The sequence below is a fragment of the Streptomyces sp. NPDC096132 genome, from assembly GCF_044763345.1.
Taxonomy (GTDB): Bacteria; Actinomycetota; Actinomycetes; order Streptomycetales; family Streptomycetaceae; genus Streptomyces.
In genome coordinates this window covers 602026-623040 of sequence record NZ_JBIWGA010000002.1, presented here as the reverse complement: position 1 = coordinate 623040, position 21015 = coordinate 602026, and the positions used below count along the sequence as shown (strand labels likewise).

The following is a 21015-nucleotide window of genomic DNA, read 5'->3' as shown; positions in this document are numbered from 1 at the left end:
GGCAAGATGGGCGGCAGAGCTGTACACCTGCCGGACGTGAGGCGTTCAGGGCGGGGTCGCCGAGGCGATCATGGTCCGCAACGCGCACGAAATGGTGTTGTGGTGGGATGCTCAGGTGCCCGACCGCCTCTCGCGGGATGAGAGACAGGCGGCCTGACCAGCAAGGATGGGGAAGCGGAAGATGGACAAGCAGCAGGAGTTCGTGCTCCGGACACTGGAGGAGCGCGACATCCGGTTCGTACGCCTGTGGTTCACGGACGTGCTGGGCTTCCTCAAGTCCGTCGCCGTGGCCCCGGCCGAGCTCGAGCAGGCGTTCGACGAGGGGATCGGCTTCGACGGCTCCGCGATCGAGGGCTTCGCCCGGGTCTACGAGTCCGACATGATCGCCAAGCCGGACCCGTCCACCTTCCAGGTCCTGCCCTGGCGCGCGGAGGCCCCCGGCACCGCCCGCATGTTCTGCGACATCCTCATGCCGGACGGCTCCCCGTCCTTCGCGGACCCGCGCTACGTCCTCAAGCGCGCCCTCGCCCGCGCCTCCGACCTGGGCTTCACCTTCTACACCCACCCGGAGATCGAGTTCTTCCTGCTGAAGGACAAGCCGACCGACGGCTCCCGCCCCACCCCCGCCGACAACTCCGGCTACTTCGACCACACCCCGCAGAACGTGGGCATGGACTTCCGCCGCCAGGCGATCACCATGCTGGAGTCGATGGGCATCTCGGTCGAGTTCTCCCACCACGAGGGCGCCCCCGGCCAGCAGGAGATCGACCTCCGCTACGCCGACGCGCTGTCCACCGCCGACAACATCATGACCTTCCGCCTGGTCATGAAGCAGGTGGCGCTGGAGCAGGGCGTCCAGGCGACCTTCATGCCGAAGCCGTTCTCCGAGCACCCGGGCAGCGGCATGCACACCCACCTGTCCCTCTTCGAAGGCGACCGGAACGCGTTCTACGAGTCGGGTGCGGAGTACCAGCTGTCCAAGGTCGGCCGCTCCTTCATCGCCGGCCTGCTGAAGCACGCCGCCGAGATCGCCGCCGTCACCAACCAGTGGGTCAACTCCTACAAGCGCATCTGGGGCGGCTCCGAGCGCACGGCGGGCGCCGGCGGCGAGGCCCCCTCCTACATCTGCTGGGGCCACAACAACCGCTCGGCCCTCGTCCGCGTCCCGATGTACAAGCCCGGCAAGACCGGCTCCGCCCGCATCGAGGTCCGCTCCCTCGACTCCGGCGCCAACCCCTACCTGGCGTACGCCATGCTCCTTGCCGCCGGCCTCAAGGGCGTCGAGGAGGGCTACGAGCTTCCGCCGGGCGCCGAGGACGACGTCTGGGCCCTCTCCGACGCTGAGCGCCGCGCCATGGGCATCGAGCCCCTCCCGCAGAACCTCGGCGAGGCCCTCAGCCTCATGGAGCGCAGCGACCTCGTCGCCGAGACGCTCGGCGAGCACGTCTTCGACTTCTTCCTCCGCAACAAGCGGCAGGAGTGGGAGGAGTACCGCTCCGAGGTGACCGCGTTCGAGCTGCGGAAGAACCTGCCGGTGCTGTAGGGCACGGGTTTCTCCGAGACGGGGCACGGCGCAGGGCCGGCGGTTCGAGGACCGTCGGCCCTGTGGCATCTCGGTGCACCCGTGCCCTGCGGGACCGGGGTGATCGCAGTCCGATTGCGGGGGCTCTGGGGCTGAGTAGCCTGGAAATGACCGACGGCTGCCTGATTCTGGAGGTAGGCAATGATTCTCCGACTACTGCGCCGTCGCCGTCGTGTGCTGGACGGGCTCGTCCTCTTCGGTGACGGACGTCTGATCCGGGGCGCCAGCGGCAGTCTCTACGACGGTCAGGGATACATGGGCTGACACCGTTCGCAAGTCGATTCGGGCCTGCCGCGGCGGCGCTGCGGCAGGCCCGGGCCTGGAGGGTGTGCGGTGGCGGAGAAGACCGATTCCCTGGCGGCCCTGACGCGGATCCTGTCACCGCACTGCCGCGTCACCAGGATGTCGAGCGGAGCGCTGATCGCGGACTGGAGGCGGACGCGTTTCCTGGGAATGGCGACGGCAGACCTGCGGAACCTCGCCGACGGGAGCCCCGAGGAGCGCGCGGCGCTCGTCACCGGCCTGATCCGCGCCGGGTGCGCCACGGCACACCCGAAGGAGCATTCGGACACCGAGGTCCGGCTCTGGCTGCGCGGAGTGCACCTGCTGATCCGGGCCGTCGGATTCGGGCGCGCCCTGCGGCTCCTGTCCCTGGCCGCCCCCGACTACGCCCGAAAGGACCCCCCTGCGGCGGAGGACGTCGCCCGGCTGAAACGGGCGGTGCAGTCCCACAGCCGCAGAAGCTGGCTCGTCAACGGCGACTGCAAGTCCGAGGCCGTGACGGCGTTCGTCCTGCTGCGGCGGCGCGGCCTGCAGGCCGTCCTGCACATCGGTCTGCGTGAGCACCCGCTCGCCCTGCATGCCTGGACGTCCTCCGGCGACCTGTGCATACCCGACGCCGATCCGCTCGGGCACGCCTTCACGCCGGTCCTCTCGATCGACGGCGGAGGGCAGTGACGTGGAAGCGCTCGGCCTCGAGTGGGCCGGGGGCGTGCCCAGGCTCTGGGCGGCCGACGACATGGCGCGGCAGGGACTCGTGACGACGGTCTCCGCACCGGCCGGCACCGCGGCCGTCGTCGGCTGGGTCGGCTCGTTCCGCGACCGCGCCGCCGGCGCACGCCGCCTCCTCGACGACTTCGGCCGGCCGGGAGCCGCACCGCGCCCGCCGACCGGCGACTACGCGGCTGTCCTCGTGTGCCGCGACCGCATCCTGCTGATGCGGGACGAGCAGGCACGCATACCGCTGTTCTTCGCGGAGTCCGGCGGCCGGGTCAGCGCGGTGAGCACCTCCGCGCGCCGCCTGGGCGGTGACGGCGAGCTGGAACGCCGCTACTTCTGCCGGTACCTGATCGGGAACCTCGCCCAACCGCACTCGGAACTCACCCCTTTCACCGGGGTGCGGCGCGTCCTCGGCGGCGAGGTGGTGGAGCTCTCGCTCACGGGGGAGATGCGGGGGCGGGCCGTGCGACGCGGCCCTCGGGGGACCGGGAGCGGTACCGGTACAGGGGCCGGCGCCGGCGCCGCGAAGGACCTGCGCCGGACACTGGAGGACGCCGTCGGGCGCCGTATGGGTGAGACGACGGCATGCCATGTCTCCGGCGGCACCGACTCCACCAGCATCGCGTTGCTCGCCGCGCGTCTGCTCGCCGCCGGACAGGGCCGCCCGGGGGACCTCGTCCTGCTCGCAGGGCGCTTCGGCACGGGAGAACTGGCGGGGGAGCGGCCTTACCTCGATGAGGCGATGCGGGAAATACGCCGTCACGTACCCGCGGCGCGAGCGGTGTTCGTCGATGCCGACGACGTGGCCGACTTCGACGACTTCGAGCACCACGCGGGCGATCCGGACGAGCCTCACGCGCACGCCTTCCGCGCCTCGTTCTGGAGCCGGCTGCATGCCGCCGCGGCCGAACGGGGCTGTGACACCCTCATGACCGGCTGCGGAGCCGATCCCGTCGTGGACGCCAACCCGATGCACCTGCACGAGCTGGCCCGCGCCGGACGGCTCCGGCAGATGACGAAGCACGCACGTGCCTGGGCCGCGGGCAGCGAGCGGGGCCTGCGGGACGTCGTCTCCGCCTACGTCGTCCAGCCGGCGCTGCCCCTGGCCGCCGAACGCTTCGCAGCGCTCGTCCACCGTCGCGGAACGGTGCTCGGCGGCCTCGGCACCTTCGCCCGCCCCCCATGGCTGCGCCCCGGATTCGCACGGACCCACGGCTACCGTGAGGCCGGCCTCACGGAGAGCCGCTTCCTCTTCGGACGCGAGCCCGAACAGTCCCTCTACGACGCGGCCAACTACCTCGCCGCTCCCGACCCGTTGTCCTGGTACCAGGCACGGCAGTACGGCTTCTTCCTCTCGCACCCCTTCCTCGACCCGGAGGTCGTCGCCCTGATGCGCCGCCTCCCCGCCGAAGCCACGTTCCGGCCGGGCCGTCCGAAGGCGGTGCTGCGCGAGGCCATGGCGGATCTGCTCCCGCCCGGGATCAGCGGCCGGGCGGTCAAGATCCCCTTCGACGACGTCTACGCCCGGGGCTTACGCAGACATGGCGAGCAGCTCGTCGACCTCTGCCGCTCGGCCCGTCATCCGCTGGTCGCGGAGATGTTCGACGTGGCGACGCTGTGCCGGGCGGTGCGGGAGGCACAGCTCGGCCTGGGGGACGCCTACGCCTGGGACCGTATGAACGGCTCGCTCGCCCTTGTGGTGTGGCTGGAGCGGCTGAGTCGGCGGCCCCGCGCGCGGGACGCGGCGGTTCCGGTCATTGTCGGCCCTTGAGGTCCCGCAGGCTGCGTTCCAGCGGGCCCGTCCCGGCTTCGACGAGGCCGTACCGCTTCACCAACGCGCGGTCTCCCGCACCGGAAAGGATGCGGTCCTCCTCGCCGTCCCGCCTGATGACCTTCTGCAAGCCGGCGCCGCTCTGGCCGAACCGCCAGAAGAGAGTGAGATAGCGAGGATCCATCGTGTGATCGTCGATCGCGTTGTTCTCGTACACCCTGCCGCGGTAGATGATGGAGTCGATGTCTTTCTGTCCCCGCTGTATCCACCAAGGCACCTTGCCGCCGGACCAGGAGTTCCCGAGCGGCTTGAGGCGCTCCAGGACGAGCCGGTCCTGGCGCGCCAGGCTCACGGACGCGTAGAACGCCAACTGGTCGTACGGCGTGTCGACGGGCAGGTGCACGACTGTCCGGGTGTGGAACTCGTCGCCCGCCTCGAGCCAGCTTCCGGCGAACGTCCAGGGGCGCGCCTTCACCAGCTCGCCCGGCTGGTGGATCTCCCAACGGGCGAGCGGCTGCGCCGCCTGGAACTGGGCTTTGCTCCACTTCTCGGCATCGGTACGCCACTGTGTGCGGAGCCGGTCCTCCGGGCTCAGCGGCACCCGTTCCCCCATGGCGTGGAACTCGGCGCCGAGCACGTAGAAGCCCACGTCGCTGTGGTTCTCGAGCCCGATGTCGACGGGCACCGAGAACGACCGACCGTCCTGACTCCGCACGGGGTCGCCTACGGTCATCGTGACCAGGGGCTTGGCTCCGCGCTGGTACGGCTGGAAGATGTTCTGATAGCCCCAGTTGGCCACCGCGATGCTCGTTGTCACGATCACTGCCGCGGCCACCCGCTTGGGGGCGGGCATCACGACCGAGGTCCGCCACACGGCGAAGGTGGCCCACAGGGAGCCCCCTGTCAGCAGGGTCCACAGCACTCGGTAGCCCGTGGAATCGCCCTCCCACGCCGCGAGCAGGACCAACCCATTGGCGACCCATACCACGATGGCGGCGAACAGCGCGACCATTCCCGAGTAGGCGAAGCTGTTCCGGTACCAGTGGTCCACGACCGCGGCGGAGCCCAGCAGCGTGGTGAATGAGACCCCTATGAGGATGGCGCCGCTGATGCGACCTGCGTAGGTCAGGGCCCCTCTGAGGTTCTCGATGCCGAACCAGCCCAGCAGGACCGTCGACACGAGAAAGACCATCAGGATCCCCGTCAGGACCAGCCATGACCCTCGGGGGCTCGTCGGGAGCCGTGGCCACCGCAGGCGCGAGCCGAGCCTGGACCTGAAAGAAGGACGCACCTGATCATCGCCGTCAGGACCCACGGGTGTCTCCTTGACCGTCGCTGGGGCACTGTCGACCATCGTCCGTGGTGATCCACCGGACCACCATCCGGATGCTCCCGACGGCGTACCCGTGCGCGCGGACCCGCGCCTTTACGACCCTGACGACGCCGGTTTCGCCAGGTCGGCCAGCACCCGGTGCAGCGGTTCCTTCGCGCGGCGGCGGTACTCCTGGATCGACCAGCCGTTGCCGTCCGGGTCGGTGAAGTACATGAACGTGGCGCCGTCGTCGGGGGCGTACCGGACCGGCTCGGAGACGTCCAGGCCGCGCTCCACGAGCTCCGCGCGGGCGGCCTCGATGTCGGCCACGCACAGCTGCAGGCCCTGGTAGGAGCCGGGTGCCGGGCGCGGGCCCTTCGCCATCTCCCAGATGCTGTCGCCCAGGGCGACCGAGCAGCCCGAGCCCGGGGGCGTCAGCTGGACGATCCGCATGCCCGGCATGACCTCCTGGTCGATGTCCACGTGGAACCCGACCCTGTCGCGGTAGAAGTCCCGGGCCCGGTCGATGTCGCTGACGGGCAGCGGGATCACTTCGAGCGTGTACTGCATCGGTGGTCCTTCCCATCGCCTGTGGTGCGGTCGTGTCGCGTCGAGCCTGTCAGTCGAACCGCCACCGCGTCTGGCTGAACGGCTCGCCTTTACCGAAGCCGAAAACCGTTCGGGGCGCCACCGCGAAGTACTTGGCCTCCCAGGCCGCGGCCACCGCCGGGCGGCCGGAACTCATCGCCGCTCACCCCGGCGCTTCCCCCATGCCTTCCGGTTAGGCTCGAGTCCGTACGACCTTGATCGGACTGGAGGAGGCCGGGATGACCGGGCCGGGGCGCAGGAGCAGTACCTTCACGCGGCTGCTGCGGCACGGCTTCACGGACCCCTCCGCCGCCGAGCGGCTCCTGGACGGGCCCGAGCTGTCCCCGGTGCGCAGTGACCCCTTCCTGCTGGAGGCGCTGGGGGCGACCGCCGACCCGGATCTCGCGCTGCACGGTCTCGTACGGCTGCTGGAGGCGCAGCCCGGGGCCACCGCGCGTCGGGGGCTGCTCGACACCTTGATAGCGGCCAAGCCGCTGCGGGACCGGCTGCTGGGGGTGCTGGGCGCGTCCGCCGCGCTCGCCGATCATCTGGCCCGGCATCCCCAGGACTGGGAGGCGCTGCTCACGTACGAGCCCCGGGATCTGCATCCCGGGGTGGAGGAGTTCGAGCGGGGGCTCGCGGAGGCGGGCGATCCGGTGTCGCTGCGGGTCGCCTACCGGCGGTGTCTGCTGTCGATCGCGGCGCGGGACGTGTGCGGCACGACCGATGTCGCCCAGACCGCGGCCGAGCTGGCCGACCTGGCCACGGCCACCCTGCGGGCGGCGCTCGGCATCGCGCGCGGTGCCGCTCCCGAGGACGCGGCGCTGTGCCGGCTCGCCGTCATCGCCATGGGGAAGTGCGGCGGGCACGAGCTGAACTACGTGTCCGACGTGGACGTCATCTTCGTGGGGGAGGCCGTCGACGGGGCCGACGAGGGGAAGGCCCTGAGGGCGGCCACCAAGATCGCCTCCCACATGATGCGGGTCTGTTCCGAGTCGACGGTCGAGGGATCCATCTGGCCCGTCGACGCCAATCTGCGGCCCGAGGGGCGCAACGGGCCGCTCGTGCGGACGCTCAGCAGCCATCTCGCCTACTACCAGCGGTGGGCCAAGACCTGGGAGTTCCAGGCGCTGCTCAAGGCCCGGCCGGTGGCCGGTGATCTGGAGCTGGGGGCCGAGTACATCGCCGCCGTCGAGCCGCTCGTGTGGAAGGCCGCCGAGCGGGAGAACTTCGTCGTCGACGTGCAGAAGATGCGGCGGAGAGTCGTCGAGAACATCCCGGCCGCCGAAGTCGAGCGTGAGCTGAAGCTCGGGCCGGGCGGCTTGCGGGACGTCGAGTTCGCGGTGCAGTTGCTGCAGCTGGTGCATGGGCGGTCCGACGCCTCGCTGCGGAGCGGGACCACTCTGGACGCCCTGCAGGCCTTGGCCGCGGGTGGGTACGTGGGGCGCGCCGATGCCGTGCAGCTCGACGACGCGTATCGCTTCCTGCGGTCCATGGAGCATCGGATTCAGCTGTACCGGCTGCGGCGGACCCATCTCGTGCCCGAGGGCGAGGACGATCAGCGCCGGATCGGGCGGTCGCTGGGGCTGCGGGCCGATCCCGTCGGGGAGCTCAACCGGGAGTGGAAGCGGCACGCCGCCGTGGTGCGGCGGCTGCACGAGAAGATCTTCTACCGGCCGCTGCTGGACGCGGTGGCTCAACTCGCCACCGGCGAGGCCCGGTTGAGCCTGGAGGCGGCCCGGGAGCGGCTGGTCGCCCTGGGGTACGCGGACCCCGGCTCCGCGTTGCGGCATCTGGAGGCGCTCGCCTCCGGGGTCACGCGGAAGGCCGCCATCCAGCGGACGTTGCTTCCGGTGTTGCTGGGGTGGTTCGCCGACTCCGCCGATCCCGACGCCGGGTTGCTCAACTTCCGCAAGGTGTCGGACGCGTTGGGGAAGACGCCCTGGTATCTGAGGTTGTTGAGGGACGAGGGGGCTGCCGCCGAGAACCTGGCCCGGGTGTTGTCCGCCGGGCGGCTCGCGCCTGATTTGTTGATGCGGGCGCCGGAGGCTGTCGCGCTGCTGGGCGACGGTGACGGGGACGGGGGTGGGCTCCAGCCGCGTGAGCGGGCGCACCTGGAGCAGGAGATCCTGGCCACCGTGGGGCGTGCGGAGAACGCCGAGCAGGCGGTCACCGCGGCGCGCGGGGTGCGGCGGCGGGAGCTGTTCCGTACGGCCGCGGGGGACATCGTCAGCTCCTACGGGACCGAGACGCGGCCGGCCGAGCCCGATCAGGGGGCGCTGGTGGACCGGGTGGGCGCCGCGGTCTCGGATCTCACGGCCGCCACCCTGGCGGGGACGTTGCGGGCCGTGGTGCGGGAGGGGTGGGGGGACACGCTGCCCACGCGGTTCGCCGTCATCGGGATGGGGCGGTTCGGGGGGCATGAGCTGGGCTACGGGTCGGACGCGGACGTGCTGTTCGTGCACGAGCCGCGGGAGGGGGTCGAGGAACGGGAGGCCAGTGAGGCCGCCAACCGGGTGGTCGCCGAGATGCGGCGGCTGTTGCAGGTCCCCAGTGCGGATCCGCCCCTGTTGGTCGACGCGGATCTGCGGCCCGAGGGGAAGTCGGGGCCGCTGGTGCGGACGTTGAAGTCGTACGAGGCCTACTACCGGCGGTGGTCGCTGGTGTGGGAGTCGCAGGCGCTGCTTCGGGCCGAACCGGTCGCGGGGGACGAGGAGTTGGGGCGGCGGTTCATCGAGCTGGTCGATCCCTTGCGGTATCCGGTGGACGGGCTGGGGGACGAGGCCGTGCGGGAGATCCGGCGGTTGAAGGCGCGGATGGAGTCGGAGCGGTTGCCCCGCGGGGCCGATCCCAAGCTGCACACCAAGCTCGGGCCGGGTGGGTTGTCCGACGTGGAGTGGACCGTGCAGTTGCTGCAGCTGCGGCATGGGTGGGCGGAGCCCGGGCTGCGGACTCCTCGGACGCGGGAGGCGTTGCGTGCGGCGTGTGCGGCCGGGCTTGTCTCGGAGGAGGATGCGGGGATCCTCGACGAGGCGTGGGTGCTGGCCACTCGGGTGCGGAATGCCGTGATGCTGGTGCGGGGGCGGGCGGGGGACACGTTTCCCTCGGCGAGCCGGGAACTGGCCGCTGTGGGGCGGTATCTGGGGTATGGGCCGGGGCGGGTGGGTGAGCTGCTGGACGGGTACCGGCGGACTGCTCGGCGGGCTCGGGGGGTTGTGGAGCAGTTGTTCTACGGGGGGTGACTTGCCTATTGCGTCGGGTGGGTTGTGGGGCGCGGGCCGCGCATGGGGCAGCGCGTGGGTCGCGGGCCGTGGCGGTGCGTCGAGCCCGTCGCGCGTTGGGCGTACTGCTGCCTGTTGCCACAGTTCGAGTGGGCAGAGACGAGCTAAGCGACGGGCTGCGACGCACCGCCACGGCCCGCTTCCGCCGTCTTGCGGCTGCCGGCCGTCGGCCGTGGTGTGTCGTCTCGGTTCGCCTTCGTACGGTTTCGGGTCAGGGCTACGCCCAGGAGGACCACCGTCATGCCGGTCAGGGTGCGGGGGGTCAGGGGCTCGTGCAGGAGGGTGGCGCCCAGGGCCAGGGAGACCACCGGGAGGAGGTAGCCGACGGTGGCTGCTGCGGTGGGGCCCTCGTCCGCTATCAGGCGGTAGTTGAGGTAGAAGGTGAGGCCGGTGCCGAGGATGCCGAGGGCGGTGACGGACAGGAGAGCGGTCAGGTCCGGGTGGAAGGGGACCGCCGTGGGGAGGGCGAGGGTGGTCCAGGCCGTGGCGGTGAGGAGTTGGGCCGCTGACATGGCGAGGGGGGCGTCGTGGGTGGTGAGGTGGCGGGCCATGTAGGCGAAGGCCACGGCGTAGCTGGCCGCCGCAGCCAGGAGGGCCAGAGCGGGCCAGGTGAGCAGGCCTTCGTGGTGCCAGGGGGCGAAGATCAGGAGTGTGCCGGCGAAGCCCAGGAGGAGGCCGGTCAGGCGGACGGGGTGGAGGTTGCGGTCCGTGCCGAGGGTGATGCCCAGGAGGAGGGAGAAGAGGGGGGTCGTGGCGTTGAGGACGCCCGCGATGCCGGAGTCGACCCGCTGCTCGCCCAGTGCGAAGAGTGCGAAGGGGAGGGCGTTGCAGAAGAGGGCGGCCACGAGGAGGTGGCGCCAGGTGGTGAGGTCGCGGGGGAGGCGTTGGCCCGCCCTGCGGGCGAGGAGGAGGAGTACGGCCGTGCCCAGGGCGCAGCGGGTGATCGTGATCTGGGCGGGGGTGAGGCCGTGGGTGAGGGCCAGCTTGATCCAGAGGAAGCCGGAGCCCCAGAAGAGGGCCAGGGCTGCCATGCGGAGGGTCGAGGCGAGGGGCATGCGTTTACGGTCCCCCGGTTGTTTTGTGAGGACAAGTGAAATGTTCTGGAGGATTCATTAAGCTGAGCTGCATGCTTGATGTGCGGCGGATGCAGGTGTTGCGGGCGGTCGTGGGGAGCGGTTCCGTGTCGGGGGCCGCCGGTGTGCTGGGGTACACGCCCTCCGCGATCAGTCAGCAGATCGCCGCCCTGGAGAAGGAGGCGGGGGTCGAACTGCTGGAGCGGGTGGGGCGCGGGGTGCGGCCCACGGCTGCGGGACTGCTGCTCAGCGAGTACGCCGAGGCCATCGGGCGGCAGGTCGCCGAGGCCGAGACCGCGCTCGCGGATCTGGTGGCGGGGCGGATCGGGCGCTTGTCCGTGCGGTACTTCGCCACCGCGGGGGCGGGGCTCGTGGCGCCGGCGGTGGCTCGGCTGCGAGAGCGGCATCCCGGGGTGCGGATCGACCTGCGGCTGGCGCGTGACGTCGAGGACTCCCTGGCCGAGGTGAGGGAGGGGCGGGCCGATCTGGCCCTGGCGGTGAAGGGGGAGGGCGGGGGTGGCGTACGGCTGGTGGAACTCCTCGAGGATCCCTACCTCGCCGTGCTGCCCCGTGGGCATCGGCTCGTCGGGCGGCGGAGCGTGCGGCTGGCTGAGCTGGCGGAGGAGGCGTTCGTGGGGAGCGAGTGGCCGGGGCCCTGTCTCGACGCGCAGATCGATGCCTGTGAGGCTGCCGGATTCCGGCCGCGGTTCGTGGTGGAGAGCGAGGACTACGTCACCGCGCAGGGATTCGTCGCCGCCGGGCTGGGGGTGAGTCTGGTGCCGCGGCTGGGGCTGGGGAGCCGGCATCCGGGGGTCGTCGTGCGGGAGGTGCGGGATCCGGTGCCGTCACGGACCATTCACGCGGTGGTGCGGGAGAGCGCGCCGCCACAGCCTCCACTGGACGCGTTCATCGAGGCGCTGCGGGAGGCGGCGGCGGGGGCGACGGGAACTTCGTAGGAGGCGGGGGCCGGTGGACCGTCACCCGGCTGTGGTCCGCAAGGCGCGTGCGTGGTTCATCAGTCCGTCCAGGCCCACCTCGAACGCCCGGTCCGCCCTGCCCTCGGACACCGCCGCCAGGGCCTCCGCCAGGTGGGGGGTGGGGGTGTCCTCCGCCAGTTCCCACATGGTCTCCGGGGCCGCCAGGTCCAGGGCCGAGCCCAGGACCAGGTTCTCCAGGGCGGTGATCAGCGGCATCACATGGGTGGGGGAGAAGCCCGCCTTCAGGAGCACGGTCACCGCCCGCTCGTACTGCTCCAGGACGCGGGGGGCCCGTACGGGTGAGGTCATCAGGAGCGGGATCGCCCTCGGGTGTGCGGCGAACGCGGCCCGGTAGGAGCGGGCCCAGGACTCCAGGGCCCGGTCCCAGGGGTCCAGGTCGAGGGTTGCCGGGTCGATCGCGGACGCGACCCGTTCCCGCAGGAGTTCGACTATGCCGTCGCGCCCGTCCACGTGGTGGTACACCGAGCCGGTCTGCACGCCGAGCCTTCTGGCGATCTGCGGCACGCTGAACTCGCCCTGCTCATCGATGAGTTGCAGCGCGGTAGTGGTGATGCGCTCACGGTCGAGGAGCGGTGTGCGTGGCCGTCCCATGTGCGGGTTCTCCCCCTGGATGTCCGACGAAGGTCTGCGAGGGGCTTCCCGGAAGCCCAGGAGGAGGCTACATTGCCGAAACCGAAAGCCTTTAGATTTACGGGTCCGGGGCCGCCTCGTCGCCCCGGCAACGCCGGTCATCCCGCACGCCCGGAACCCTCCCGTCCGCCGCGCTCGAAGGGCTTCCCATGTCCGTCACCGCTCCCCAGGAGAGCCCGGAGGAGAGAACGCCGCCCGCCGCGGCGACCCTCCGCTCCGGCTCGCTCGGCACCGCCGACATCGCCTTCTTCGTCGTCTCCGCCGCCGCCCCGCTCACCGTCATGGCAGGCGTCGCCCCGCTCGCGATCCTGCTCGGCGGCATCGGCGCCCCGGCCGGCTACCTCATCGCCGGCATCACCCTCGCCGTCTTCGCCGTCGGCTTCACCACCATGAGCCGGCACGTCAGGAGCGGCGGCGCCTTCTACGCGTACATCACCCGCGGGCTCGGCCGTCCCGTCGGCATCGGCGCCGCGCTGCTCGCCCTCATCGGCTACAACGGCATGGAGATCGGCGTCTACGGCCTGCTCGGCAGCGCCGGCCACGACACCGCGCAGGCCCTCTTCGGCACCGACGTGCCCTGGCTGCCGATCGCCCTCATCGGGCTGGTGGTCATCGGCTACGGCGGCTACCGCTCCATCGACTTCGGCGCCAAGCTGCTGGGCGTGCTGCTCGTCGCCGAGACCGGGATCCTGCTGCTGCTCGCTGGAGGTGTGCTGGTCAAGGGGGGTGCGCACGGGCTGTCGGGGGCGTCCTTCGCTCCGGGCAACGTGCTCGTGTCCGGTACGGCCGTCGTCCTGGCCTTCGCCTTCGCCGCCTTCACCGGGTTCGAGTCGACCGTGATCTACCGGCGCGAGGCCCGCGACCCCGAGCGGACGGTGCCGCGCGCGACGTACGCGGCCATCGGGTTCCTCGGGCTCTTCTACGCCTTCGTCGTCTGGGTCGTCATCCAGGCCTTCGGCGACCGGGACGTGATCGCGGCCGCCGCCAAGGATCCCGGCGGGCTCTTCTTCTCCGCCATCACCACCTACGTCGGCGGCTGGGCGGCCGACCTGATGCACGTCTTCATCGTCACCAGCGTCATCGCCTCGCTCCTCGCCTTCCACAACGCCATCAACCGGTACGTCCTCGCACTCGCCGAGGAAGGGGTGCTGCCGGCCTCCCTCGGCCGTATCCACGCCCGGCACGGTTCCCCGTACGTCGCCGGTATCGCGCAGACCGTCCTCGGCGCGGTCGTCGTGGTCGGGTTCTGGGCGGCCGGTGCCGATCCGTACGGGCAGCTCCTGCTGTGGGTCAACACCCCGGGCATGATCGGACTCTTCGTGCTCCAGCTGCTCGCCGCGATCGCCGTGCCCTGCTACTTCCGTCGGGTGCGGCACCAGGAGGGCGTGCTGCGGACGGTGGTCGCGCCGGTCGTCGCCGCCGTGCTGCTCGCCACGGCGATAGGGCTCGTGATCACTCACATCGACCTGTTCACCGGCGCCTCCGACACCGTGAACACCGTGCTGATCGTCCTGGCGCCCGCCGTCTTCGTCGCGGGCCTCGGCCTCGCGTGGTGGCTGCGCCGCGAGCGGCCCGAGGTGTACGCCGCCTTCGCCGCGGAGCCGGCCGAGACCACCGAGCCGGCCCGGTCCGACCAGTCGGCCGAGCCCGCCGGGTCCGCCGAGCCCGCCGGGTCCGCTCGGCTCGCCGAACAGCCCTAGCAGACAAAGGGAGACACCCGCATGACCGACCTGATCCTCGCCGGTGCCAAGGTCCGCACCCTCGACCCCGCCCGGCCGTACGCCACCGCCGTCGCCGTGCGCGACGGGGTGATCGCCGCGGTCGGCGACGAGGGTGACGTACGGCAGTGGCGTGGGCCCGGTACCGAGGTGGTGGCCCTGGGCGGGGCGCACCTCGTGCCGGGGCTCGTGGACGCGCACAGCCACCCCGTGTGGGGGCTGGACATGGCGACCGGCGTGGATCTGTCGGGGGTGACCGATCTCGCGGGGCTGCGGGCCGCCTTGGCCGGGGCCGAGCGGATCGAGGGCTGGGTGGTCGGGTTCGGGCTCGACCACAACGCCTTCGAGGGGCGGGCCGTCGACCGGGCGCTCGTCGAGGACGTCCTCGACGGCGCCCCGGCCTTCCTACGGCTGTACGACGGCCACTCCGCGCTGGTCAGCGGCGCGGCGCTCGCGGCGGCCGGGGTGACGGGGGCCCGGGAGTTCGCCCAGCGTTCGGAGGTCGTGTGCGACGCCGAGGGGCGGCCCACGGGGCATCTCGTCGAGCACGCGGCGATGGAACTGGTGGCGGAGGTCGTGCCCCGGCCGTCGTACGCCGCCCGGCGGCAGCGGCTCGTCGAGCTGCTCGCCGCGATGGCCGCGACCGGGCTGACCGGGGCGCACGTCATGGACGGCGGGGACGCGGAGCTGGTCGCGTCGGTGGCGCGGGAGACCGTGCTGCCGGTGCGGCTGCGGTTCGCGCCCTGGTGCATGCCGGGGATCGACCGGGACGGCCTCGAGGAACTGGTCGCCCTGCAGGGGCGGGGCGGGCGGCACTGGGTGGTCGACGGGGTCAAGTTCTTCATGGACGGGACCGTCGAGGGCGGTACGGCCTGGCTGGAACACGCGGACTGTCAAGGTCAGGGGACGGAGGCGTTCTGGCCGGATCCCGACGCGTACGCCGCCGCCGTACGGCAGCTGCACACCGCCGGGGTGCGTACGGCCACGCACGCGATCGGGGACGCGGCCGTACGGCATGTCCTCGACGTCGTGGCGGGGCTGGGGGAGGGGGCCCGGGGGCGGCACCGGGTCGAGCACATCGAGACCGCGCCCGACGACCTGCTGCCGAGGTTCGCGGAGCTGGGGGTGGCCGCGTCGATGCAGCCGCCGCACACGGCGTACACCCGGGCCGACGGCACCGACGAGTGGTCGCGGCGGCTGGGCGCGGGGCGGGCGGGGCACGCCTGGCGACTGCGGGATCTGCGGGACGCCGGTGCGACGGTGGCCCTGGGCTCGGACTGGCCCATCGCCCCGTACGACGTCCGGGCCGTCCTGGCGACGGCCCGTGCGCCGCGGGGCGCGGCCTCGGGGCGGGCCGGTCTCACTGGGCTGGAAGCGCTGGAGGGCTGTACGACCCATGCGGCGCGGGCGGCGGGAGAGTCCGCCCTCGCGGGCCGCATCGCCGTCGGCCTGCGCGCCGACCTCACCGCACTCGGCCTGGACCCGGTGACCACTCCGGCGGACGAACTCGCCCAGACCCCGGTCCCCCTGACGGTGACCGGCGGTCACGTGGTGCACCGGGGGTAGGGGCTCTGGGGGCCGCCGGCCCCGGAGCAGGGGGGTCGGCCTTGCGGCGTCTGGGGGCCGGAGCAGGGGGGTCGGCCTTGCGGCGTCTGGGGGCCGGAGCAGGGGGGTCGGCCTTGCGGCTGCCCGGGGCCGGAGCAGGGGGGTCAGCCTTGCGGCTGCCCGGGGCCGGAGCAGGGGGGTCGGCCCTGTGGCCGCCCGGGGCCGGAGCAGGGGGGTCAGCCCAGCGGCCGCCCGGGGCCGGAGCAGAGGGTCAGCCCAGCGGCCGCCCGGTGCCGGAGCAGCGGGGGTGGTGGCTCTGCGGCGTCTGGGGCCGGTGCACCTGGGCCAGCCCTGCGGGCGGCTGGGGCCGGCTCGGCACCGCCGGCCACCGCGGCGGTGGCTGAGCGCCGTTGCGGCGGATCAGACATACCGGAGGTTGTTCATTCCGACCCGCCGACTGGATTTGGCTCCCGCCACGCGGGTTGGGCCTCGCCGCCCTGATGCGGCTCCCGCCACTCGGGTTCGGCCCCGCCGCCCTGATGCGGTCCCCGCCGCCCTGATGCGGCTCCCGCCACTCGGGTTCGGCCTCGCCGCCCGGGTTCGGCCCCGCCGCCCGGACTCGGCTCCCGCCGCCCTGATTCGGCCCCCGCCCCCGCAGGCCTACGCCTTCGTCGGTAGTAGCCTCACGTTCGGGCCCCTCGTCGGTACCAGCCTCGGCAGGCTGTATGGCAGGCTGCCGTACCAGAGGCCGGCCACGGTGAAGCCGAAGGCGAGGCAGAGGATGCCGCCCACCGCGTCCAGCCAGAAGTGGTTGGCCGTGGCGACGATGACCATCAAGGTCGCCGCCGGGTAGAGCAGGCCCAGGATCCGCACCCAGGGGAGTCTGGCCAGCGCGAAGATCGTCAGGCCGCACCACAGGGACCACCCGATGTGCATGGACGGCATCGCGGCGTACTGGTTCGACATGTGCTTCAGATCGCCGGAGGCCATCGAACCCCAGGTCTGGTGGACCATGACCGTGTCGACGAAGGTGCCGCCGGTCATCAGTCGCGGGGGTGCCAGGGGGTAGAAGTAGTAGCCGATCAGGGCCACGGCGGTGGTGGCGAAGAGGACGAGGCGCGTCGCGGCGTAGCGGCCGGGGTGGCTGCGGTAGAGCCAGACCAGGACGCCCAGGGTGATGACGAAGTGCAGCGTCGCGTAGTAGTAGTTCATGCCCACGATCAGCCACGTCACCGAGTTCACGGCGTGGTTGACCCACTCCTCGAACGCGATGCCCAGATGGTGTTCCATCCGCCAGATCCAGTCCGCGTTGCGCAGCGCCTCGGAGCGCTGCTCCGGGACGGCGTTGCGGATCAGTGAGTACGTCCAGTAGCTCACCGCGATGAGGAGGACCTCGAACCAGAGGCGGGGGCGACGCGGGGCGCGCAGCCGATCGAGTCGACGCCGAGGCGTTCCGGCCGTAACCGACTGTGGAACGGCCTGGTCACGGCCTTCCAGTGGCGTCACGGTCGATTCACCCATGGACACAAAGTCTGCCAGAAAAGCCCTCTCGGCCCGATCATCCTCCGGTCGGGTCCGACCCGCATGTCCTACGACGGACAGACCCCATGGTCTCCTACCGGCGCAGTGGAGGAAACCCCTGTTTTCTCCGCCCTACGGACGATTCCGCTCCCCGGGGGCCGAAGCGGTCGAACCGCGCACCACCAGCTCCGGCATGAACACGAACTCGCTGTGGGGTGCGGGCGTGCCGCCGATCTCCTCCAGCAGTGTGCGCACCGCGGCCTGGCCCATCGCCGGGACCGGCTTGCGGATGGTGGTGAGGGGCGGGTCGGTGAACGCGATCAGGGGGGAGTCGTCGAAGCCGACCACGGAGATGTCCTGCGGGACCGCGAGGCCCCGCTGCCGGGCCGCCCTTATCGCGCCGAGCGCCATCATGTCGCTGGCGCAGACGATGGCCGTACAGCCCCGGTCGATCAGTGCCGTGGTCGCGGCCTGCCCGCCCTCCAGGGTGTACAGGGAGTGCTGGACCAGCTCCGCCTCGATCTGCTGCGGACCCAGCGCCAGCTGGTCCTGCATCGCGCGGACGAAACCCTCGATCTTGCGCTGCACGGGCACGAACCGCTTCGGCCCCAGGGCGAGCCCCACGCGGGTGTGGCCGAGCGAGACGAGATGGGTGACCGCGAGGGTCATCGCCGCGCGGTCGTCCGGGGAGATGAAGGGCGCCTGGACCTTCGGGGAGAAGCCGTCGACCAGCACGAAGGGGACGCCCTGCGCGCGCAGCTGCTCGTAGCGCTGCATGTCGGCCGTGGTGTCCGCGTGCAGACCCGAGACGTAGATGATGCCGGCGACCCCGCGGTCCACCAGCATCTCGGTCAGCTCGTCCTCCGTGGAGCCGCCCGGGGTCTGGGTGGCCAGCACCGGGGTGTAGCCCTGGCGGGTCAGCGCCTGGCCGATGACCTGGGCCAGGGCCGGGAATATCGGGTTCTCCAGCTCGGGCGTGATCAGGCCGACGAGGCCGGCGCTGCGCTGGCGCAGACGGACCGGGCGTTCGTAGCCCAGGACGTCCAGCGCGGCGAGCACGGACTGGCGGGTGGTGGCGGCGACGCCAGGCTTGCCGTTGAGGACGCGGCTGACGGTCGCTTCGCTCACCCCCGCCTGCGCAGCGATGTCGGCAAGCCGTGTGGTCACAGATGTGGACTGTACCGGCCAGGTGTCGCCTTGCACACCAATCGGACGCCGCGGGCGACCTACCGGCCTGCCTCGTCCGGGCTGCTGCGTCATCGCGCTCCCTCGTGGTCCTTCATGAAAGTTGATGGCAAGAGCTTGCAGAGTCTTGCACAGACCGCCCCACGGTGCTCGACGGGCGTAAACAAGCGTCTCACGGCGGTCGCTGTCCGGTCACGCCCGGATAACTTCCCGACCCGCTTGCAAATTTTTGCTGCAAGGACTTTCGCGGCGCTTACATCGCTGTTACGTTCGGCCACGCCCGGCGGCGTCCCCCACTCTCGAATGAACTCGAGCGGGAGGGGCCCCATCGCCGCCCACGGCGAAGTCGACAGGGACGGTGGACGGGACCGCCCCCTGTAGCTACACGGGCTTTCACCCTCAAGGAGAACTCATGCGGCGTGGCATAGTGGCCACCGCGCTGGTGGCGTCCCTCGCCCTCGCGGCGACGGCCTGCGGCGGAGACGACAGCGGCAGCGACAAGTCGGACGGCCCGGTGACCATCACCTGGTGGGACACCTCCAACGCCACCAATGAGGCGCCGACGTACCAGGCCTTGGTCAAGGAGTTCGAGGCCGCCAACAAGGACATCAAGGTCAAGTACGTCAACGTGCCCTTCAGCCAGGCACAGAACAAGTTCGACACGGCCGCCGGCGCCTCCGGCGCCCCGGACATCCTGCGCTCCGAGGTCGGCTGGACCCCGGCCTTCGCCAAGAAGGGCTACTTCCTGCCGCTGGACGGCACCGAGGCCCTCGCCGACCAGTCCAAGTTCAAGTCGAACCTGATCGAGCAGGCCAAGTACGAGGGCAAGACGTACGGTGTGCCGTTCGTCACCGACACCCTCGCGCTCGTCTACAACAAGGCGCTCTTCGAGAAGGCCGGCATCACCGAGGCCCCGAAGACCTGGGACGACCTGAAGACCGCCGCCGCCACCATCAAGGCGAAGACCGGCGTCGACGGCTACTGGGGCTCCACCCAGGCCTACTACGCGCAGACCTTCCTCTACGGCGAGGGCACCGACACCGTCGACGCCGACGCCAAGAAGATCACCGTGAACTCGGCGGAGGCCAAGAAGGCGTACGGCACCTGGCTGGGCCTGTTCGACGGCAAGGGTCTGCACAAGGCCGACGTCACCGCCGACGCCTACTCCCACATCCAGGACGCGTTCGTCAACGGCAAGGTCGCCGCGATCATCCAGGGCCCCTGGGAGATCACGAACTTCTACAAGGGCAGCGCCTTCAAGGACAAGGCCAACCTGGGCATCGCCACCGTCCCGGCCGGCTCCACCGGCAAGGCGGGCGCCCCGACCGGCGGCCACAACCTGTCGGTCTACGCCGGCTCGGACAAGGCCCACCAGGCCGCCGCGCTGAAGTTCGTCAACTTCATGACCTCCGCGAAGTCCCAGTCGACCATCGCGCTGAAGAACTCCACCCTGCCGACGCGCGACGACGCCTACACCGACCAGGTCAAGGCCGACCCGGGCATCGCCGGCTACGGCACCGTCCTGGCCGCCGCCCAGCCGCGCCCCGCGCTGCCGGAGTACAGCTCCCTGTGGGGCCCGCTCGACACCGAACTGCCCAAGATCGCGGGCGGCAAGGAGACCCTCGACAAGGGCCTGAGCACCGCCGAGACCGCCATCGCCAAGCTGGTGCCGGACTTCAGCAAGTGAGCCCCGCGTGGCCGCCGGGTCTGCCTTCAACGGGGGACAGACCCGGCGGCCACCGGCCTGTGCGCCGTACACGCCCCTGATCTGCAAGCTTCGAGAAGGTTGTCGAACCATGACAGTCGCCATCGACCGCGCGACCGGCAAGCGCCGCGGTGACCGTGAGCCAGGACCCGGGCTGGGTGAGCGCCTCAAGCGCGGTTACCACAAGCACTGGTACGCCTACGTCATGATCGCCCCGGTGGCGATCGTCCTCGGTGTCCTCGTGCTGTACCCCCTGGTGTACGGCGTCTACCTCACCCTCACCGACGCCAACAGCCTCAACACCGCGCGTACGATCGGCGTCAACCACATCGACGCCACGTACCGGTTCATCGGCCTCGACAACTATGCCGACATCCTCTGGGGCCCCACGGCGTACGACCGCTTCTGGTCGCACTTCATCTGGACGATCGTGTGGACGGTGGCCTGTGTCACCCTGCACTACACGATCGGCCTCGGCCTCGCGCTGCTGCTCAACCAGAAGCTGCGCGGCCGCACGCTCTACCGGCTGGTCCTGGTGCTGCCCTGGGCGGTGCCCACCTTCGTCACCGTCTTCGGCTGGCGTTTCATGCTCGCCGACGGCGGCATCATCAACTCCGCCCTCGACGCCCTGCACCTCCCCTCGCCCGACTGGCTGGAGGACACCTTCTGGCAGCGGTTCGCCGCGATCATGGTCAACACCTGGTGCGGTGTGCCGTTCATGATGATCTCCCTGCTCGGCGGCCTGCAGTCCATCGACGCCTCCCTCTACGAGGCCGCCGAGATGGACGGCGCGAGCGCCTGGCAGCGGTTCCGGTACGTCACCCTCCCCGGCCTGCGCACGGTCAGCTCCACCGTCGTCCTGCTGGGCGTCATCTGGACCTTCAACCAGTTCGCCGTGATCTTCCTGCTGTTCGGCAACACCGCCCCCGACGCGCAGATCCTCGTCACCTGGGCGTACTACCTCGGCTTCGGACAGCAGCCGCGTGACTTCGCCCAGTCCGCCGCCTACGGCATCCTGCTGCTGGCCATCCTGATCGTCTTCACCTCCTTCTACCGCCGCTGGCTGAACCGCAACGAGCAGCAGCTCGCGATCTGAGGCAGGAGTTC

General features: G+C 71.2%; 16 protein-coding genes and 1 pseudogene. 10 read left to right on the top strand and 7 right to left on the bottom strand.

The window, feature by feature from the left end; all coding sequences use genetic code 11:
- The first annotated feature begins 181 nt into the window (after positions 1 to 181).
- The 4 genes from ACIRF9_RS07145 (at position 182) to ACIRF9_RS07130 (ending at position 4352) form a co-directional block, all read left to right on the top strand.
- Positions 182 to 1543 (top strand): glutamine synthetase family protein, encoded by a 1362-nt coding sequence (locus ACIRF9_RS07145; protein WP_189714340.1) that lies wholly within the window; start codon positions 182 to 184, stop codon positions 1541 to 1543.
- A 180-nt stretch (positions 1544 to 1723) separates the two neighbouring features.
- Positions 1724 to 1846, top strand: coding sequence for a hypothetical protein (locus ACIRF9_RS07140; RefSeq protein ID WP_403817589.1), 123 nt, complete (start codon positions 1724 to 1726; stop codon positions 1844 to 1846).
- A gap of 69 nt (positions 1847 to 1915) precedes the next feature.
- The gene (locus ACIRF9_RS07135) at positions 1916 to 2539 is read left to right on the top strand and encodes a lasso peptide biosynthesis B2 protein (RefSeq protein ID WP_403817587.1); all 624 of its coding nucleotides are present in this window, start codon (positions 1916 to 1918) and stop codon (positions 2537 to 2539) included.
- Between the two features lies 1 nt (position 2540).
- Positions 2541 to 4352 (top strand): asparagine synthase-related protein, encoded by a 1812-nt coding sequence (locus tag ACIRF9_RS07130; protein ID WP_403817584.1) that lies wholly within the window; start codon positions 2541 to 2543, stop codon positions 4350 to 4352.
- On the opposite strand, the gene ACIRF9_RS07125 is transcribed toward ACIRF9_RS07130, so the two are convergent.
- The 3 genes and pseudogenes from ACIRF9_RS07125 to ACIRF9_RS07115 form a co-directional block, all read right to left on the bottom strand.
- Positions 4336 to 5544 (bottom strand): hypothetical protein, encoded by a 1209-nt coding sequence (locus tag ACIRF9_RS07125; RefSeq protein WP_403817582.1) that lies wholly within the window; start codon positions 5542 to 5544, stop codon positions 4336 to 4338. The two genes, ACIRF9_RS07130 and ACIRF9_RS07125, sit on opposite strands and share 17 nt — an antisense overlap.
- 234 nt (positions 5545 to 5778) lie before the next feature.
- Positions 5779 to 6234 (bottom strand): VOC family protein, encoded by a 456-nt coding sequence (locus tag ACIRF9_RS07120; RefSeq protein ID WP_403817579.1) that lies wholly within the window; start codon positions 6232 to 6234, stop codon positions 5779 to 5781.
- A 49-nt stretch (positions 6235 to 6283) separates the two neighbouring features.
- A pseudogene (locus ACIRF9_RS07115) lies at positions 6284 to 6388 on the bottom strand (pyridoxamine 5'-phosphate oxidase family protein); the annotation flags it as partial.
- Positions 6389 to 6491: 103 nt separating this feature from the next.
- On the opposite strand from ACIRF9_RS07115, the gene ACIRF9_RS07110 reads away from it, so the two are divergent.
- Positions 6492 to 9494 carry a bifunctional [glutamine synthetase] adenylyltransferase/[glutamine synthetase]-adenylyl-L-tyrosine phosphorylase gene (locus ACIRF9_RS07110; protein ID WP_403817577.1) on the top strand — a complete coding sequence of 1001 codons (3003 nt, stop codon included), beginning with the start codon at positions 6492 to 6494 and terminating at the stop codon, positions 9492 to 9494.
- Between the two features lie 143 nt (positions 9495 to 9637).
- Here the strand turns inward: ACIRF9_RS07110 and ACIRF9_RS07105 are convergent, their stop codons facing one another.
- Entirely contained in the window at positions 9638 to 10588 is a 951-nt protein-coding gene (locus tag ACIRF9_RS07105) for a DMT family transporter (RefSeq protein ID WP_403817574.1), read from the bottom strand.
- A gap of 71 nt (positions 10589 to 10659) precedes the next feature.
- Here ACIRF9_RS07105 and ACIRF9_RS07100 point away from each other — a divergent pair, with 71 nt between their 5' ends.
- Positions 10660 to 11562 (top strand): LysR family transcriptional regulator, encoded by a 903-nt coding sequence (locus tag ACIRF9_RS07100; protein WP_403817571.1) that lies wholly within the window; start codon positions 10660 to 10662, stop codon positions 11560 to 11562.
- Between the two features lie 21 nt (positions 11563 to 11583).
- Here the strand turns inward: ACIRF9_RS07100 and ACIRF9_RS07095 are convergent, their stop codons facing one another.
- Positions 11584 to 12195, bottom strand: coding sequence for a TetR/AcrR family transcriptional regulator (locus ACIRF9_RS07095; RefSeq protein ID WP_403817568.1), 612 nt, complete (start codon positions 12193 to 12195; stop codon positions 11584 to 11586).
- A 188-nt stretch (positions 12196 to 12383) separates the two neighbouring features.
- Between ACIRF9_RS07095 and ACIRF9_RS07090 the strand changes: the two genes are divergently transcribed.
- Positions 12384 to 13934: an APC family permease gene (locus ACIRF9_RS07090; RefSeq protein ID WP_403817565.1), complete on the top strand. Its 1551-nt coding sequence runs from the start codon at positions 12384 to 12386 to the stop codon at positions 13932 to 13934.
- 21 nt (positions 13935 to 13955) lie between these two features.
- Positions 13956 to 15518, top strand: coding sequence for an amidohydrolase (locus ACIRF9_RS07085; protein ID WP_403817562.1), 1563 nt, complete (start codon positions 13956 to 13958; stop codon positions 15516 to 15518).
- Positions 15519 to 16157: 639 nt separating this feature from the next.
- Here the strand turns inward: ACIRF9_RS07085 and ACIRF9_RS07080 are convergent.
- Both ACIRF9_RS07080 and ACIRF9_RS07075 read right to left on the bottom strand, forming a co-directional pair.
- The gene (locus ACIRF9_RS07080; RefSeq protein WP_403817559.1) at positions 16158 to 17018 is read right to left on the bottom strand and encodes a phosphatase PAP2 family protein; all 861 of its coding nucleotides are present in this window, start codon (positions 17016 to 17018) and stop codon (positions 16158 to 16160) included.
- Positions 17019 to 17150: 132 nt separating this feature from the next.
- A complete protein-coding gene (locus tag ACIRF9_RS07075; RefSeq protein WP_403817556.1) occupies positions 17151 to 18185 on the bottom strand; it encodes a LacI family DNA-binding transcriptional regulator in 1035 nt (344 codons plus the stop codon).
- Positions 18186 to 18615: 430 nt separating this feature from the next.
- On the opposite strand from ACIRF9_RS07075, the gene ACIRF9_RS07070 reads away from it, so the two are divergent.
- Together ACIRF9_RS07070 and ACIRF9_RS07065 are read left to right on the top strand one after the other, a co-directional pair.
- Complete coding sequence (locus ACIRF9_RS07070; RefSeq protein WP_403817553.1) at positions 18616 to 19890, top strand: extracellular solute-binding protein; 1275 nt, start codon at positions 18616 to 18618, stop codon at positions 19888 to 19890.
- A 109-nt stretch (positions 19891 to 19999) separates the two neighbouring features.
- Positions 20000 to 21004, top strand: coding sequence for a carbohydrate ABC transporter permease (locus ACIRF9_RS07065; protein WP_403817550.1), 1005 nt, complete (start codon positions 20000 to 20002; stop codon positions 21002 to 21004).
- The last annotated feature ends 11 nt before the right edge of the window (positions 21005 to 21015 follow it).

Bases quoted from the DNA above. Each gene is read 5' to 3' on its own strand.
- ACIRF9_RS07145 (WP_189714340.1), top strand. From the start codon at position 182: ATGGACAAGCAGCAGGAGTTCGTGCTCCGGACACTGGAGGAGCGCGAC.
- ACIRF9_RS07140 (WP_403817589.1), top strand. From the start codon at position 1,724: ATGATTCTCCGACTACTGCGCCGTCGCCGTCGTGTGCTGGACGGGCTC.
- ACIRF9_RS07125 (WP_403817582.1), bottom strand. From the start codon at position 5,544: ATGGTCTTTCTCGTGTCGACGGTCCTGCTGGGCTGGTTCGGCATCGAG.
- ACIRF9_RS07120 (WP_403817579.1), bottom strand. From the start codon at position 6,234: ATGCAGTACACGCTCGAAGTGATCCCGCTGCCCGTCAGCGACATCGAC.
- ACIRF9_RS07110 (WP_403817577.1), top strand. From the start codon at position 6,492: ATGACCGGGCCGGGGCGCAGGAGCAGTACCTTCACGCGGCTGCTGCGG.
- ACIRF9_RS07105 (WP_403817574.1), bottom strand. From the start codon at position 10,588: ATGCCCCTCGCCTCGACCCTCCGCATGGCAGCCCTGGCCCTCTTCTGG.
- ACIRF9_RS07100 (WP_403817571.1), top strand. From the start codon at position 10,660: ATGCTTGATGTGCGGCGGATGCAGGTGTTGCGGGCGGTCGTGGGGAGC.
- ACIRF9_RS07095 (WP_403817568.1), bottom strand. From the start codon at position 12,195: ATGGGACGGCCACGCACACCGCTCCTCGACCGTGAGCGCATCACCACT.
- ACIRF9_RS07090 (WP_403817565.1), top strand. From the start codon at position 12,384: ATGTCCGTCACCGCTCCCCAGGAGAGCCCGGAGGAGAGAACGCCGCCC.
- ACIRF9_RS07085 (WP_403817562.1), top strand. From the start codon at position 13,956: ATGACCGACCTGATCCTCGCCGGTGCCAAGGTCCGCACCCTCGACCCC.
- ACIRF9_RS07080 (WP_403817559.1), bottom strand. From the start codon at position 17,018: ATGGGTGAATCGACCGTGACGCCACTGGAAGGCCGTGACCAGGCCGTT.
- ACIRF9_RS07070 (WP_403817553.1), top strand. From the start codon at position 18,616: ATGCGGCGTGGCATAGTGGCCACCGCGCTGGTGGCGTCCCTCGCCCTC.
- ACIRF9_RS07065 (WP_403817550.1), top strand. From the start codon at position 20,000: ATGACAGTCGCCATCGACCGCGCGACCGGCAAGCGCCGCGGTGACCGT.